Source organism: Jiella sp. M17.18 (assembly GCF_041027365.1).
Classification (GTDB): domain Bacteria; phylum Pseudomonadota; class Alphaproteobacteria; order Rhizobiales; family Rhizobiaceae; genus VKMB-3413.
The window spans coordinates 102,965-116,577 of the sequence record NZ_JBFTEH010000010.1 but is presented as its reverse complement, the minus strand read 5'-3'; the positions used below and the strand labels follow the sequence as shown (position 1 = coordinate 116,577).

14 protein-coding genes are annotated in these 13,613 nt (G+C 69.5%); 3 read left to right on the top strand and 11 right to left on the bottom strand.

The window, feature by feature from the left end:
* Positions 1-55: 55 nt before the first annotated feature.
* From AB5S17_RS17930 to xdhC, 5 genes are read right to left on the bottom strand one after another with little or no spacing between them, the layout of a single operon-like run.
* A complete protein-coding gene (locus AB5S17_RS17930; RefSeq protein WP_369241886.1) occupies positions 56-1,150 on the bottom strand; it encodes a BMP family ABC transporter substrate-binding protein in 1,095 nt (364 codons plus the stop codon).
* Positions 1,151-1,185: 35 nt separating this feature from the next.
* A complete protein-coding gene (locus tag AB5S17_RS17925) occupies positions 1,186-2,112 on the bottom strand; it encodes an ABC transporter permease (RefSeq protein ID WP_369241884.1) in 927 nt (308 codons plus the stop codon).
* The gene (locus AB5S17_RS17920) at positions 2,109-3,296 is read right to left on the bottom strand and encodes an ABC transporter permease (RefSeq protein ID WP_369241882.1); all 1,188 of its coding nucleotides are present in this window, start codon (positions 3,294-3,296) and stop codon (positions 2,109-2,111) included. The genes AB5S17_RS17925 and AB5S17_RS17920 overlap by 4 nt, the downstream gene beginning before the upstream one ends.
* Entirely contained in the window at positions 3,296-4,834 is a 1,539-nt protein-coding gene (locus AB5S17_RS17915; RefSeq protein WP_369241880.1) for an ABC transporter ATP-binding protein, read from the bottom strand. The genes AB5S17_RS17920 and AB5S17_RS17915 overlap by 1 nt, the downstream gene beginning before the upstream one ends.
* The gene (gene xdhC / locus AB5S17_RS17910) at positions 4,831-5,724 is read right to left on the bottom strand and encodes a xanthine dehydrogenase accessory protein XdhC (protein WP_369241878.1); all 894 of its coding nucleotides are present in this window, start codon (positions 5,722-5,724) and stop codon (positions 4,831-4,833) included. Before xdhC ends, AB5S17_RS17915 begins: the two co-directional genes overlap by 4 nt.
* Before the next feature lie 174 nt (positions 5,725-5,898).
* Between xdhC and AB5S17_RS17905 the strand changes: the two genes are divergently transcribed.
* Positions 5,899-6,843, top strand: coding sequence for a rhodanese-related sulfurtransferase (locus AB5S17_RS17905; protein WP_369241876.1), 945 nt, complete (start codon positions 5,899-5,901; stop codon positions 6,841-6,843).
* A gap of 16 nt (positions 6,844-6,859) precedes the next feature.
* On the opposite strand, the gene ald is transcribed toward AB5S17_RS17905, so the two are convergent.
* Positions 6,860-7,975, bottom strand: coding sequence for an alanine dehydrogenase (ald, locus tag AB5S17_RS17900; protein ID WP_369241874.1), 1,116 nt, complete (start codon positions 7,973-7,975; stop codon positions 6,860-6,862).
* 137 nt (positions 7,976-8,112) lie between these two features.
* Between ald and AB5S17_RS17895 the strand changes: the two genes are divergently transcribed.
* Both AB5S17_RS17895 and AB5S17_RS17890 read left to right on the top strand, forming a co-directional pair.
* Entirely contained in the window at positions 8,113-8,586 is a 474-nt protein-coding gene (locus AB5S17_RS17895; protein ID WP_369241872.1) for an Lrp/AsnC family transcriptional regulator, read from the top strand.
* Positions 8,587-8,725: 139 nt separating this feature from the next.
* Entirely contained in the window at positions 8,726-9,130 is a 405-nt protein-coding gene (locus AB5S17_RS17890; protein WP_369241870.1) for a DUF6496 domain-containing protein, read from the top strand.
* Between the two features lie 44 nt (positions 9,131-9,174).
* Here the strand turns inward: AB5S17_RS17890 and AB5S17_RS17885 are convergent, their stop codons facing one another.
* The 5 genes from AB5S17_RS17885 to AB5S17_RS17865 all read right to left on the bottom strand — a co-directional run bounded on the left by AB5S17_RS17885 (position 9,175) and on the right by AB5S17_RS17865 (position 13,450).
* Positions 9,175-10,308 (bottom strand): diguanylate cyclase, encoded by a 1,134-nt coding sequence (locus tag AB5S17_RS17885; protein ID WP_369241868.1) that lies wholly within the window; start codon positions 10,306-10,308, stop codon positions 9,175-9,177.
* 127 nt (positions 10,309-10,435) lie between these two features.
* Positions 10,436-10,879: a DUF1810 domain-containing protein gene (locus AB5S17_RS17880; protein WP_369241866.1), complete on the bottom strand. Its 444-nt coding sequence runs from the start codon at positions 10,877-10,879 to the stop codon at positions 10,436-10,438.
* 1 nt (position 10,880) lies between these two features.
* Positions 10,881-11,714: an exodeoxyribonuclease III gene (gene xth, locus AB5S17_RS17875; RefSeq protein ID WP_369241864.1), complete on the bottom strand. Its 834-nt coding sequence runs from the start codon at positions 11,712-11,714 to the stop codon at positions 10,881-10,883.
* Positions 11,711-12,100: a VOC family protein gene (locus AB5S17_RS17870; RefSeq protein WP_369241862.1), complete on the bottom strand. Its 390-nt coding sequence runs from the start codon at positions 12,098-12,100 to the stop codon at positions 11,711-11,713. Before AB5S17_RS17870 ends, xth begins: the two co-directional genes overlap by 4 nt.
* Positions 12,101-12,211: 111 nt before the next feature.
* Positions 12,212-13,450, bottom strand: coding sequence for an ROK family transcriptional regulator (locus AB5S17_RS17865; protein WP_369241860.1), 1,239 nt, complete (start codon positions 13,448-13,450; stop codon positions 12,212-12,214).
* Positions 13,451-13,613: the final 163 nt, after the last annotated feature.

The window sequence follows — 13,613 nt, the reverse complement described above, 5'->3', positions numbered from 1 at the left end:
GCTCATTCGGGGCTGGCGACGGGCGGTCCGGATACCCGGCCGCCGCCGCGCCGGATCAGACGCCCTGGACGCCCTCGACATACCAGTCGAGCTTCAGAAGCTCCTCGTCCGGGATCTTCACGCCGTCCTTGACGCGCAGCTTGCCGGACTTGTCCTTGATCGGCCCGGTGAAGACGTCGTAGGTGCCGGCCTTGGTCTCGTCGACGATCTTCTGCGCCGCCTTCTGCACGTCCTCGGGCATTCTGGGGTTCCACGGAGCCATCTCCAGGATGTCCTCCTTCATGCCCCACCAGACCGAGCGCGGCTTCCAGTCGCCGGCCAAAAGCCGGTTCACCTCGTCGACATAGTACGGACCCCAATGGTCGACGATCGCCGTCATCTGCGACTTCGGCGCGAACTTCGTCATGTCCCAGGCCTGGCCGAAGGCGATGACGCCGGCCTGCTCGGCCGCCTGCAGCGGCGCCGGCGAGTCGGTGTGCTGGCTGATCACGTCGACGCCCTGCGACAGGAGCGCCTTGGCGGCTTCCGCCTCCTTGGCCGGATCGTACCAGGAGTTCACCCAGACGACCTGCGTCGTGAACTTCGGATTGACCGCCCGGGCGGCGAGCGTGAAGGCGTCGATGCCCATCACCACTTCCGGGATCGGGAAGGAGGCGACATAGCCGCCCTTGCCGGTCTTCGACATCATGCCGGCGATGGTGCCGAGAACGGCGCGCCCCTGGTAGAAGCGCGAATTGTAGTTCCCCATGTTCTTGGCGGTCTTGTAGCCGGTGGCATGGTCGAAGGCGACGTTCGGAAACTGCCTCGCGACCTTCAGCGTCGGGTTCATGAAGCCGAAGGACGTGGTGAAGACGATGTCGTTGCCGGCCTGCGCCAGCTGCCGGATGACGCGCTCGGCGTCCGGACCTTCCGAGACGTTCTCGACATAGTTGGTCGAAACCTTGTCGCCGAGCTTCTGCTCCAGATACTTGCGGCCCTGGTCCTGGGCGAAGGAATAGCCGTAGTCGCCGACCGGGCCGACATAGACGAAAGCCGCCTTCACCTTGTCCTTCTTCCCGCCGATCTTGGCATAGGCGGGAAAGCCGACGACGGAGACGGCGGCGAGCGAGGCGGCGCCGGTCAGGAGGCCGCGGCGGTTGGTTTCGAACATCGGGAAAACTCCTTCGGGATGGTTCGGTGTCGGGATCAGGTGCTCGCCCGGAACGGGCGGCCGAGACAGGCGGGGGCGGCCGTCTTCGCGCTCTTGCGGCCGGCGGAGATGATGGCGAGGACGACGATGGTCGCGAGATAGGGAAGGCTCGCCAGAAGCTCCGGCGCGAAGAAACTGAAGCCGGCGGCCTTGGACTGCAGTTCCAGCGTCATCACGGCGCCGAAGAGATAGGCGCCGATCAGCACCCAGCCCGGCCGCCAGGAGGCGAAGACGACGAGGGCGATGGCGATCCAGCCGCGGCCCGCGGTCAGCCGCTCGGCCCACATCGGCGTCAGCACCAGCGAGTAGTAGCAGCCGGCGAGCCCCGCCATGGCGCCGCCGAACAGCACCGCGAGATAGCGGACCTTGAGGACGGGATAGCCGATCGCATGCGCCGCCTCGTCGGATTCGCCGACCGCGCGCAGGATCAGGCCGGCGCGGCTGTGCTTCAGGAACCACCACACCGCGACCGTCAGGGCGAGGCCGACATAGACCAGCGGCGAGTAGCCGAACACCACCTTCAGGACGGGATGATCGGCGAGCGCGGCCGGGAAGATCGGGCCGAGCACGGCGGTGGTAATGCCGACGTAAGGCGCGCCGAGGAGCGCCGATATGCCGGTGCCGAAGATCGTCAGCGCGAGACCCGTCGCCACCTGGTTCGCCATCAGGGTGAGCGTCAGCACGCCGAAGATCAGCGCCGCGAGCGCACCGGCCGCCATCGCCGCGACGGCGCCGAGGGCCGGCACGCCGGTCGTGTAGCTGACGGCAAATCCGGTGACCGCGCCGATCAGCATCATGCCCTCGACGCCGAGATTCAGGACGCCGGACTTCTCCACCACGAGTTCGCCGAGCGCGGCGATCAGCAGCGGCGTCGCCGCCGCGGCGATGCTCATCACGATGGCGACGGCGAGCGGGACGGTCATAGGGCGGCTGCCTCGGTTCTTTCGCGCTGGATGCGGTCGCCGGCGGGAGGCGGTGGCTCGCCGGGGCGGCCGGATCCGGCGGAGGGCTCGCCGGCCGCGGCGGCCGGGGCCGTCCGCGCCGGCGCCGGCGTCGTCCGCGTCAGGCGGTAGCGCACCAGCATGTCGGTCGCGAGCAGGAAGAACAGCATCATCGCCTGGAAGACGCCGGTGGCCGCCGCCGGCAGGCCGATCACCGTCTGGGCGCTCTCGCCGCCGACATAGGTCAGCGCCAGGACGAGCGCGGCGAGGAGGATGCCGAGCGGGTTCAGCCGGCCGAGGAAGGCGACGATGATCGCGGTATAGCCGTAGCCCGTCGGAAACTGCGGGACCATCTGGCCGAAGGGTCCGGCCGCTTCCAGGACGCCCGCGAGCCCCGCCATGCCGCCGCCGACGAGCATCGCCAGCCACATCGTCGAGGCCTGGCGGAAGCCGCCGTAGCGCGCCGCGTCCGGGGCAAGGCCGATGACGCGGATCTGGAAGCCGGTGATCGAGCGGACCATCAGGAACCACGCCGTCAGCCCGAGTGCGGCGGCGATCGGCACGCCGATGTGGATCAGCGTGCCCGGCACCGCCATCGGCAGCGTCTGGTCGGCCGAGAACATCGCCGTCTGCGGGAAGTTGAAGCCTTCCGGATCCTTCCAGGGCCCGCGCATCAGATAGTAGAGCAGCTGGATCGCCACGTAGTTGAGCATCAGGCTCGACAGGATCTCGTTGACGTTCAGCCGCGTCTTGAGGAATGCCGGGACGGCGGCCCAGGCCATCCCGCCGAGCACGCCGGCGAGGATCATCAGCGGCAGGATCCAGCCGCCCTCCAGGTCGAGCGTCTGCAGCGCGACGCCGGTGCCGGCGAGGCCGCCGAGGATGTACTGGCCCTCGGCGCCGATGTTCCAGATATTGGCGCGGAAGCCGACCGACAGGCCGACGGCGATGATCGCCAGCGGCGCCGCCTTGACCAGGAGGTCCTGCCAGCGGTTGAGGCTGAGGAGCGGGGCGACGAAGATCTGGTAGACAGCGCCCGGCCCGTTCTCGCCGAGGAGGGTGAAGACGATGGCGCCGGCAATGAGCGTCGCCACGACGGCGATGACCGGCGCGGCCAGCATCATCGCGCGGCTTTCCTCGCGCCGCGGCTCCAGCTTCCAGCCCATCAGGCCGCCTTCTCCGCCGCGTCGCCGCCGGCATGGGCGCCGTGGACGCCGCCCATCAGCAGACCGACGCGCTCGATCGAAATGCCCTTGACGTCCATCGGCTCGGACAGGCGCCCCGTGTTGATCACCGCGATCCGGTCGCACATCTCCAGAAGCTCGTCGAGATCCTGGCTGACCACCAGGATCGCCGCGCCCCTGGCGGCGAGGTCGATCATCGCCTGGCGGATAAAGGCCGCGGCACCGGCGTCGACGCCCCAGGTCGGCTGCGAGACGACGAGCACCGAGGGGTCCTGCATGATCTCGCGGCCCATGACGAATTTCTGCAGATTGCCGCCGGAAAGGCTCTTCGCCGCAGCGCCGGGGCCGGTCGCCTTGACCGAAAAGGCCTCGATCACCTTCGCCGCATAGCGCCTGGCGGCGCCGCTGCGGATGATGCCGCCGCCGACGAGCCCCATGCGCGAGCGGGCGGAGAGGATGGCGTTCTCGGCGAGCGACATCGCCGGCACGGCGGCATGGCCGTTGCGCTCTTCCGGGACGCTCGCGAGCCCTGCCGCGCGCCGGCCTGTGACGGAGAGGCCGGTGATCGGCTTGCCGTCGATTGCAATAGTGCCGGACACGCCGTCCCGGCGCTCGCCGGAGATGACCGAGAGGAGCTCGTTCTGGCCGTTGCCGGCGACGCCCGCGATGCCGAAGCACTCGCCGGCGCGGACGTTGAAGGAGATGTCCTTCAGCGCCGTGCCGAAGGGCGGCTCGCCCGGCGCCGACAGGCCGGCGACCGTCAGCCGGGCCGCGCCGGTCAGCGCGGCATCCTTGCCGGTGAGGTCTTTCAGGCTGCCACCGATCATCAGCTCGGCCATCGCGCGGGTGGATTCCTCGCGCGGGTCGCAGGTCGCGACGACCTTGCCGCCGCGGAGGATGGTGGCGGTCTCGCACAGCGCTTTGATCTCGTGCAGCTTGTGCGAGATGTAGAGGATCGAGCAGCCTTCGGAGGCGAGCCGGCGCAGCGTCTCGAACAGCTTCTCCACCTCCTGCGGCGTCAGCACCGAGGTCGGCTCGTCCATGATCAGGAGCTTCGGCTTCTGCAGGAGGGCGCGGACGATCTCGATGCGCTGGCGCTCGCCGACCGACAGCGTATGGACGTCGCGATGCGGGTCGAGCGCGAGGTCGTAGGTGTTCAGCACCTCGCGGACCCGGCCCTCCAGTTCGCGCCGCGGCGGCGGATCGTCCATGCCGAGCGCGATGTTCTCCAGCACCGTCATCGCCTCGAACAGCGAGAAGTGCTGGAACACCATGCCGATGCCGAGCGCCCGCGCCTCCTTCGGCGAATGGATCTCTACCGGCCTGCCGTCGAAGGCGAGACCGCCCTCGTCGGCGCGCTGCACGCCGTAGATGATCTTGACGAGGGTCGACTTGCCCGCGCCGTTCTCGCCCAGCAGCGCGTGGATCTCGCCGGGCGCCACGGAAAAGGACACCGCATCGTTCGCGACGACGCCGGGAAAGCGCTTGGTGATCCCCGAGAGCTGCAGGCGCGGCGTCATTGCGGTGGTGGTACCCCTTCCGAGTCTTCCGGACCACTATGGCATTGGGAAATGCCGGCTGCCAAGCGAGCCGGCAGCTTTTCCGCCTGATCCGAAAAGAGGCATGTGGCGATTTCCGCGGCAGTCAGCGCGGCGATCACCGTCGGGCGCTTGTCGCGCAGGGCCGCTCCGCCGATCGGCAGGACGAGGCGCGCAATGTCCGCTTCCCGCCCCGCCTCGGCCAGATGGCGGCGAAAGCGCTCGCGCTTCGTCGCCGAGCCGATCATGCCGACATAGGCGGCGTCGGAGCGGGCGAGCGCCGCCGCGGTGATCAGGAAGTCGAGGGCGTGGTCGTGGGTCATGACGACGAAGGCGCTGCCGGGCTGCGCCTTGGCCACTTCGGCCTCGGGCATGGCGGCGGCAATCGTCGCCACGGCCGGCGGCAGGCCCTCCAGCGTCTCCGGTCGGCTGTCGACCAGCCGCACGGTCAGCGGGAGCGGCGCCAGCGCGGCGGCAAGCGCCCGGCCGGTATGGCCGGCGCCGAAGACGAGGACGCCCGGCTGCCGCGCCATCTCGGCCGCCGCCTCGCTCTCCAGCCGGTCCAGCAAGGCGGCATCCACGCGCTCCAGCGTGAGCAGCACCCGGCCGCCGCAGCACTGGCCGATCTCGGGGCCGAGCGGCACGTCCATCGAAGATGATGGCGCGTCGCCGACGATCATGTCGCGGGCCCGGGCGATCGCGTCGAATTCCAGCCGGCCGCCGCCGATCGTGCCGGCGACATCGGCGGCCGTCACCAGCATCCGCGCCCCCGCCTCGCGCGGCGTCGAGCCCAGGGCCTTCGCGACGGTGACGAGCACGGCAGGCTCCCGCGTGCCGGAGACCCGGCGAAGAGGCTCGCCGAAACCGCTCACGCCGACGCGTCCGCGGCCGCAGGGGTGAGCGCCGGGCTGCGCGCGATCCGTTCGCCGATGCCGTCTCTCAGCCCGCTCATCCCGCCTGCGATCCTTGTCCGGAGAGCCCGTCCCCTCAGCCCGCATTGTTCATGAGCGTCTGGCCCCGCGCAAGCGCTCCCGCGGGAAAAGCCAATGCCGTCCGCGCCCTGCGCCTTGCGAATTGTCAGTGCGGCGGCGGCTCGCTATGTCACGGCGATGCCGCTCACCGTCGCCGCCTTCTACCGCTTCCTGCCGCTCCACGACCTGCCGCGCCTGCGGGACGACCTCCTCGCCTTCTGCCGCGAGAGGTCGCTGCGCGGCACCATCCTGATCGCGCCCGAAGGCGTCAACGGCACCGTCGCCGGCACTCCGGCGGAAGTCGACGCGCTGGCCGGCGAACTCGATCGCCGCTTCGCCCTGCCGCCGGGCGAGATCAAGTTCTCCGGCGCTTCGGGCTGGCCGTTCGCGCGGATGAAGGTGCGCATCCGGCCGGAGATCATCACCATGCGCGCGGCGGAGGCCGATCCGAGCGCCCGGGTCGGCACCTATGTCGCCCCCGCCGACTGGAACGCCGTCATCGACGATCCGGACGTGCTCGTGCTCGACACCCGCAACGTCTACGAGACCAAGGTCGGCAGCTTCGCGCGCGCTGTCGACCCCGGCATCGACAGCTTCACCGCATTCAAGGACTACGTCGCCGGACACCTCGACCCGGCGCGCCACCGCAAGGTGGCGATGTTCTGCACCGGCGGCATCCGCTGCGAGAAGGCTTCGGCCTTCATGCTCGCGGCGGGGTTCGAGACGGTCTACCACCTCAAGGGCGGCATCCTGAAATATCTGGAGGAGGTGCCGGCGGAGGAGAGCCGCTGGCAGGGCGACTGCTACGTCTTCGACGGCCGCGTCGCCGTCGGTCACGGGCTTGCCGCCACCGGGTGGAGCGCCTGCTACGGCTGCGGCGCGCCGCTGTCGGAGGCGGATCGCGCCTCGCCGCTCTACGAGGAGGGCGTCGCCTGCCCGCACTGCGCGGCGACGCTGACCGAGGACAAGGCCGCGGCGCTGCGGGAGCGCCAGCGGCAGATCGTCAGCGCGCGGGGCTGAGACCGCGCCCGGCGCGTCAGCCGGAGATCGCTTCCCGCGCGTCCACCATCTCGCGCCCCAGCGACTGCGCCACGGCGCGGTTGGTGACATGGCCGCGGTGGACGTTGAGGCCGGCCAGCAGATGCGGATCTGCCTTCAGCGCCTCCAGGCCGCGGTCGGCGAGCGCCAGACCGAAGGGGAGCGTCGCGTTGTTCAGGGCATGCGCCGAGGTGATCGGCACGGCGCCCGGCATGTTGGCGACGCAGTAGTGCACGACTCCGTCCACCTCGAAGGTCGGCTCGGCATGGGTCGTCGCATGCGAAGTCTCGAAGCAGCCGCCCTGGTCGATCGCGACGTCGACGAGGACGGCGCCCTTCTTCATGCCGGACAGCATCTTCCGCGTCACCAGCTTCGGTGCCGAGGCGCCGGGGATCAGCACCGCGCCAATCACCGCATCGGCGGAGAATACCGCCTCCTCGACCGCCGTCGGCGTGGAGTAGCGGGTCTCGACCCGGCCGGCGAAGAGGTCGTCGAGCTCGCGCAGCCGCGGGATCGAGCGGTCGAGGATGGTGACGTCAGCGCCGAGGCCGATCGCCATCTTCGCCGCCTCCTTGCCGACGACGCCGCCGCCGAGAATCACCACTCGGCCCGGCGCAACGCCCGGCACGCCGCCGAGCAGCACGCCGCGCCCGCCATAGGCCTTTTCCAGCGCATGCGCCGCCGCCTGGATCGACAGCCGGCCGGCGACCTCGGACATCGGCGCGAGCAGCGGCAGGCCGCCGCGCGCGTCGGTCACGGTCTCATAGGCGACGGCGGTGACGCCGGAGGCGATCAGCCCCTCGGTCTGCTTCGGATCCGGCGCCAGATGCAGATAGGTATAGAGGATCTGCCCCTCGCGCAGCTGCGCCCATTCGGCCGGCTGCGGCTCCTTGACCTTCACCACCATGTCGGCGCGCGAGAAGATCTCGCCCGCGTTGCCGACGACCTTCGCGCCCGCGGCGGCATAGGCCTCGTCCGAGGCGTCGATGCCGGCGCCGGCGCCGGTCTCGACCAGCACCTCGTGGCCATGCGCGACATATTCGCGGGCCGCCGCCGGGGTCAGTCCGACGCGGTATTCGTGGTTCTTGATTTCCTTGGGGCATCCGACGCGCATGAGCTTCCTCCGAGAGCAGGCGAGAGCCTGGAGGAGACGACGGGGCCGGCGCAAAGTCCTCGCGCGCTGCCCCTCTTCTGGACGCTGGTGCGCAAGCATCTTGCGCGGCCTAGCCGCGTCAGGCAAAAATCCCGCGCATGGAGCCGCTCGACCGTTTCGACATCGCCATCATGCGCGCCCTGGAGCGCGAGGGCCGGCTGTCGAACAACGCGCTGGCGGAAAAGGTCGGCCTCTCGCCTTCGGCCTGCTCGCGCCGGCTCGACCGGCTGGAGGCGGCGGGCGCGATCGCCGGCTATCACGCCCGCCTGTCGAACCGGGCGCTCGGCCACCCGATCACGGTGATGGTGCATATCGGCCTGTCCGGCCAGAGCGAGCGCCAGCTCTCCGAATTCGAGGCGGCGGTGCGGCGCTGTCCGAACGTCCTCGTCTGCTTCCTGATGTCCGGCGAATACGACTATCTTCTCCGGGTCGTGGCGCGCGACCTCGCCGACTTCGAGCGCATCCACAAGACGCATCTGTCGGCCTTTCCGCATGTCGTGCGGATCAACACCTCCTTCGCCCTCAGGGAAGTGCTGGATCGGCCGGCCGTCTCGCTCGATCCCGGCTGCTGAACAGCCTGATGGCGCCACGGCGGCGGCGCTGAAGCGTCCTGCCGCCGGCGCGGATGCAACTTCGCGCCCGGCGCCGGGACTTCCCAGAACTTCCCGCGCCCTTCGACGTTTCCGCGAAAAGAGGAAACGGAGATCGGCCATGGCCAAGCAGTCGAATAAGCAGAAGGAAACCGTCTCGCGCGTGATGCACGAATACAAGCACGGCGAGCTTCGCATCAACGGCGACGGTCCGAAGGTGAAGAGCCAGAAGCAGGCGGTCGCGATCGCCCTGCACGAAGCGGGCGCGACCAATCAGGAAAGCCCGAAGAAGAACAGGGAGAACCTCTCCCGCACCAAGGCGAAGGAGCGAAAGGGCGAGACCGCCGAGGCCGAAAAGGAAGGCAAGAAGGCGCAGGACCGCACGAAACGGGAAGCCACGGGCGGCAAGGGCTCGGGCGGCGGCTCGCAGAAGACCAAGGCGGAACTCTACGACGAGGCGAAGAAGCAGGACATCTCCGGCCGCTCGAAGATGTCGAAGCGCGAGCTGGAGAAGGCGCTGCACTGAGCCGAACGCGAGAGCTCGCCCGGGTCGGCAGGCCGCCGGGCGACTTACTCGGCGGCGGCGAGAACCGCCGTCCCGGCAAAGCCGATCGATCCCCTGTGGCTCCGCTTCGCGGCGTAGAGAGCGGCATCTGCCTTGTCGACGAGCGTGCCGGGATCATTCGCGTCATCCGGGGCGAAGGCGATGCCCACCGTCGTGCCGATGCGGATCACCCGGCCGCCGACCGCGATCGGCTCCTCCAGGGAGCGCACGATCCGGGCCGCCAGACGTTCCGCCTCGCTCCGATCCGTGAGCCGCGGCTGCAAGACGACGAACTCGTCGCCGCCGAAGCGCGCGACGACATCGCTCATGCGCACCAGCCCCAGCAGCCGTTCCCCGACGATCCGCAGGACGTCGTCGCCCGCCCCGTGACCGAACTGGTCGTTGGCTTCCTTGAAGTGGTCGAGATCGAGAAAGTGGACCGCGACGACTTCGCCGGGCGCCCGCCGCTGCAGCGCCTCGCGCAGATGGCTCTCCAGCGCGAGGCGGTTCGGCAGCTGCGTCAGGCGGTCCCGCCTGGCCAGATCCGAAAGGCGCCGCTGCAGTTCGAGGCCGCGGCCGACATAGCCGTGAACGTGATGGATGGTCTCCAGGCTGCCGGCGAGCATGATGACCGACAGCAGCACCACGCCGACATAGGCGGGCTCCCACTGCGTCGCCAGCGCGAGGGCGAACGGCAGGTTGGCCAGCAGCAGGCTTCCCTTGCAGATCCAGGGGCGAACCGAAAGGCGCGCGACGACCCCGGCGCAATAAGCGTAGACCAGCGCGACGCCGACGATCTGCGCCGAGGAATCGGGCTGCAGCAGGATGAGCGCGGACGTGATGCCGACGATCGCCGCGAAGACGAAGCTCCCGGCCGCATAGACCTGTTCGCCCCAGCGCGGGTCGCGCAGAGCGCGGGCCTGCATCGGGGCGCTCAAGGTTGCGAGCCGCCCGAGACCGACGACCGGCCCGAGAACGGCGAGGACGACGAGCAGGCCGCCCCCCGCCTGGACAGCAGCCGGGACGGCGACGGCGGCCTGGGCCAGCGTGACGGCAACGACGGCGGCGCGATTCTTGGTCAGAAGCGTCGCCATCTCCTGCTCAGTCTGGTGCGACAGCGGCTCGGTGCCGGCATCGTGCTGGAGGCGTTGCATGAACATGGACCGGGGATAGCCCCCAATCCTTCACCATCCCCTAAGAACCTGCCAGCAAACCGAAGCAAATCGCCGTGATGACGCCGCTTTTGATAGTAAGCCCTCTTTACGCTCCGACGCAATTCACCCAGAATTACTGGGTTGCAAGTCCAAGCAACTTGAGGGTGCCGGCATCCTCCCTGCCGTCGCAGTAGCGTTCGAGAGCGTTTCGGAACGCCGTCTCCTCCCCGCCCGATGCCTGCCGGAACAGCGTCATCGACGAGTGGAATTTCAGGTCGTCGGGCGAGCCGAAGATTTCCTGCAACGACCGGCCCGTCACGCCGAGAACCGCGTCGGTGGCCTCGATCAGGCGGGGCCCGAGAACGGGATGGGCGAGATAGGCCCGCGCCTCCTCTAGCGAGACGATGCCGTAGTACTGGGCGGTTGAGGAGCGCCCCAGCCCACGCAACTGCGGGAAGACGAACCACATCCAGTGGCTCTCCTTGCGGCCGGCCCGCAGTTCCGCCAGCGCCGTCCGGTAGATGCCGTCCTGCGCCGTGACGAAGCGGTCGAGGTCGAAGCGGTCGCCGTCTGCCATCTCATCCCTCCTTCGGCTTGCGCCGGCGCGTGGTTCGCCGGTCTGCCGCAGGGGCAATGCCGGGCTCGGCCAGTTCGATCCATGCCGGGGCGTGATCGCTGGCCTTGTCGAAGCCGCGAACTGTCCGGTCGACGCCGCCGGCGGCGAGCCGGTCGCGGATCGAAGGGCTCAGGAGCAGGTGGTCGATCCTCAGCCCGGCGTCGCGGCCGAAAGCATTCCGGAAATAGTCCCAGAAGGTGTAGATCCGCTCCTCCGGATGCAGCGTCCGGATCGCGTCCGTCCAGCCGTCGGCGAGGAGCGCCGCGAACGCCGCCCGGACCTCCGAGCGGAACAGCGCGTCGTCCTGCCAGCGCTCCGGCTTGTAGACGTCGATGTCGGCCGGCATGACGTTGTAATCGCCGGCGAGCACGACCGGGGCGCCGGCGTCGAGAAGCGCTCGCGCATGGGCCCGCAGCCGCTCCAGCCAGCGGAGCTTGTAGTCGAATTTCGACCCCGGCGCCGGATTGCCGTTGGGGACGTAGAGGCAGCCGATCAGGACGCCGCGGACGGCCGCTTCGAGATAGCGGCTCTGCGCATCCTCCGGATCCCCCGGCAGGCCGCGCCGCGTCTCCAGCGGCTCGCCTTCGCGGGCGAGGATCGCGACGCCGTTCCAGCGGGGCTGCCCGTGCCAGATCGCGCGGTAGCCGGCCTTCTCGATCGCGGCAGCGGGAAACTTTCCGTCCGGCGCCTTCAGCTCCTGCAGGCAGACGACGTCGGGCCTCGCCTCGTCCAGCCAGCGCAAGAGGACGGGCAGGCGGCCGTTGATGCCGTTGACGTTGAAGGTCGCGATCCTCATGCGGTCTCGGTGCCGCCGGTTGCGGTGCCGGAACCCCGCTGGTGGCAGAGGATGTTGACCAAGCGGCCGAACGGGTCGCGGACGAAGAAGCGCCGGACGCCCCACGGCTCCTCCGCCGGGCCGTATTCGACGGCGAAGCCCGCCGCCGCCATCCGATCGCGCGCTGCGCCGAGATCGTCCACCTCGATCGAAAGGTCGGGGACCGGCGCGCCGGAACCGCCCTCAGCGGCGAAGCTGATCTGGACCGGTGCCGCCTGCCGCGACCCATAGGTGGCGATCCACCCGAAATCCATCAGAAGGTCGAGGCCGAGCACGTCGCCGTAGAACCGCTTCGCCTCCCCCGGTCTGTCTGTCGCGATATTGGTGACGATCCTGCGGACCTGCATGCGGCTGCCTCCTCTTTTGCAGGCTGAACGCCCCGGCCCGCTCGTGGGTTCTGCACACCGCACGCAAGCGCTCCGGCCGGCGGCGTCACCCGAAGCAGGAACCGCCGCGGCTCATCCGCCGTCGGTCAGGAGGACGCGGTGATCGAGGAGATAATGCGCGAAGAAGGGCAGGCTGGCCGCGCCGATCTCGCGCGCCGAGGCGCCGATCGTGCCGGCCCGAACGGCGATCGGCGACAGGCCCTGCCGCTTCAGCCGGCCGAGCGCGCGCTCGGTAGCCGCCACCAGGCCCTCGCGCACCTGCGGCGGAAAGCTGCCGTCGACCATGGCGCATTCGAAGTCGTAGACCGAGCTCGCCGCGACGATCGCGAAGGCGAGCCCTTTCGCCGCGATCTCCAGCCAACGCTCGACCGCCGGCCGGAACGTGCCCCAGGGGGCCTCGTCGCGCCACAGGTCCAGCGGATCGCCGCCCTCCGCCTCGATCATCTTTTCGAGGACGTGGATCGAGGCGAAGTTGATCAGCTGGTCGATGCCGCCGTCGGCGGAAGGGATCGGCATCGAGCCGAGCGCGCCGGCATTGCCCGTGCGCCCCTGGACGAGGTCGCCGTTCATGACGATGCCGCCCCCCGCGAAGGCACCGACATAGAAATAGACGAAGTCCGACGAGCGGTCGGTGCCGAAGACGTTTTCCGCCGCGCAGGCCGCGGTCGCGTCGTTGGCGAGATGGATCGAGCGGCCGGTGAGATCGGTGAGATCGGCGAGGGCCGCGACGATGTCGAGCGTGCGCCAGGCCTCCATCGCCTCCGGAGCGGCGCCGATCTCCTCGGCCCAGGACCACAGTTCGAACGGCATGGCGACGCCGAGACCGGCGATGCGGGGCCTCAGATTCTCCGGCAGCGCCGCGCTGACGCGCGTCTCGGCGGCCTTCACGAAGTCGAGGATCGGCTGGACTTGGGGGAAGCCGTAGGTCTCGCGCTCGCGCGCACGGATCGCGCCGACGAAATCCATCAGCACCAGTTCGACGGAGCGGCGGCCGATCTTCAGCCCGAGCGAGAACGCGCCGTCCGGGTTCAGCCGCATCGGGACCGAAGGCTGGCCGACGCGGCCGCGGCGCGGCTTGCCGCGCAGGACGAGCTCCTCCTTCTCCAGCGCCCGCATGATCACCGACGCCGTCTGCGGCGAAAGGCCCGTCCGCCGCGCGATGTCCGCCTTGGCGAGGTGGCCGTGCCGGCGGATCAGCGTCAGCACGGCGCGCTTGTTGTGGCTGCGCAGGGAGGACTGGTTGGAGCCGCGCATGCGGCTTTCCCCCGGAAAATCGTCGCCGTCGGCATCCGCCGCTGTCATGTGGTCCATCGCATTCTCCCTCGCGGGGACCCGGTAAAGCCTCGCCTGCAAGGACGCCAGAGGATTTGACGCCGGCTGCCGGGCCAAGGCAGAGTGGCTGATGATCGGCGGTGACGTCAATAAATAAATCCTTTTGATTTACATACGTTGACAAGCGGTCGCCGCTGGTGTT

Excerpts from the sequence above, each read along its gene's own strand:
- AB5S17_RS17930 (WP_369241886.1), bottom strand. The coding sequence starts at position 1,150 with ATGTTCGAAACCAACCGCCGCGGCCTCCTGACCGGCGCCGCCTCGCTC.
- AB5S17_RS17880 (WP_369241866.1), bottom strand. The coding sequence starts at position 10,879 with ATGGCAGACGGCGACCGCTTCGACCTCGACCGCTTCGTCACGGCGCAG.
- AB5S17_RS17890 (WP_369241870.1), top strand. The coding sequence starts at position 8,726 with ATGGCCAAGCAGTCGAATAAGCAGAAGGAAACCGTCTCGCGCGTGATG.
- AB5S17_RS17915 (WP_369241880.1), bottom strand. The coding sequence starts at position 4,834 with ATGACGCCGCGCCTGCAGCTCTCGGGGATCACCAAGCGCTTTCCCGGC.
- AB5S17_RS17895 (WP_369241872.1), top strand. The coding sequence starts at position 8,113 with ATGGAGCCGCTCGACCGTTTCGACATCGCCATCATGCGCGCCCTGGAG.
- AB5S17_RS17925 (WP_369241884.1), bottom strand. The coding sequence starts at position 2,112 with ATGACCGTCCCGCTCGCCGTCGCCATCGTGATGAGCATCGCCGCGGCG.
- AB5S17_RS17865 (WP_369241860.1), bottom strand. The coding sequence starts at position 13,450 with ATGGACCACATGACAGCGGCGGATGCCGACGGCGACGATTTTCCGGGG.
- ald (WP_369241874.1), bottom strand. The coding sequence starts at position 7,975 with ATGCGCGTCGGATGCCCCAAGGAAATCAAGAACCACGAATACCGCGTC.
- AB5S17_RS17905 (WP_369241876.1), top strand. The coding sequence starts at position 5,899 with ATGCCGTCCGCGCCCTGCGCCTTGCGAATTGTCAGTGCGGCGGCGGCT.
- AB5S17_RS17870 (WP_369241862.1), bottom strand. The coding sequence starts at position 12,100 with ATGCAGGTCCGCAGGATCGTCACCAATATCGCGACAGACAGACCGGGG.
- AB5S17_RS17920 (WP_369241882.1), bottom strand. The coding sequence starts at position 3,296 with ATGGGCTGGAAGCTGGAGCCGCGGCGCGAGGAAAGCCGCGCGATGATG.
- AB5S17_RS17885 (WP_369241868.1), bottom strand. The coding sequence starts at position 10,308 with ATGTTCATGCAACGCCTCCAGCACGATGCCGGCACCGAGCCGCTGTCG.
- xth (WP_369241864.1), bottom strand. The coding sequence starts at position 11,714 with ATGAGGATCGCGACCTTCAACGTCAACGGCATCAACGGCCGCCTGCCC.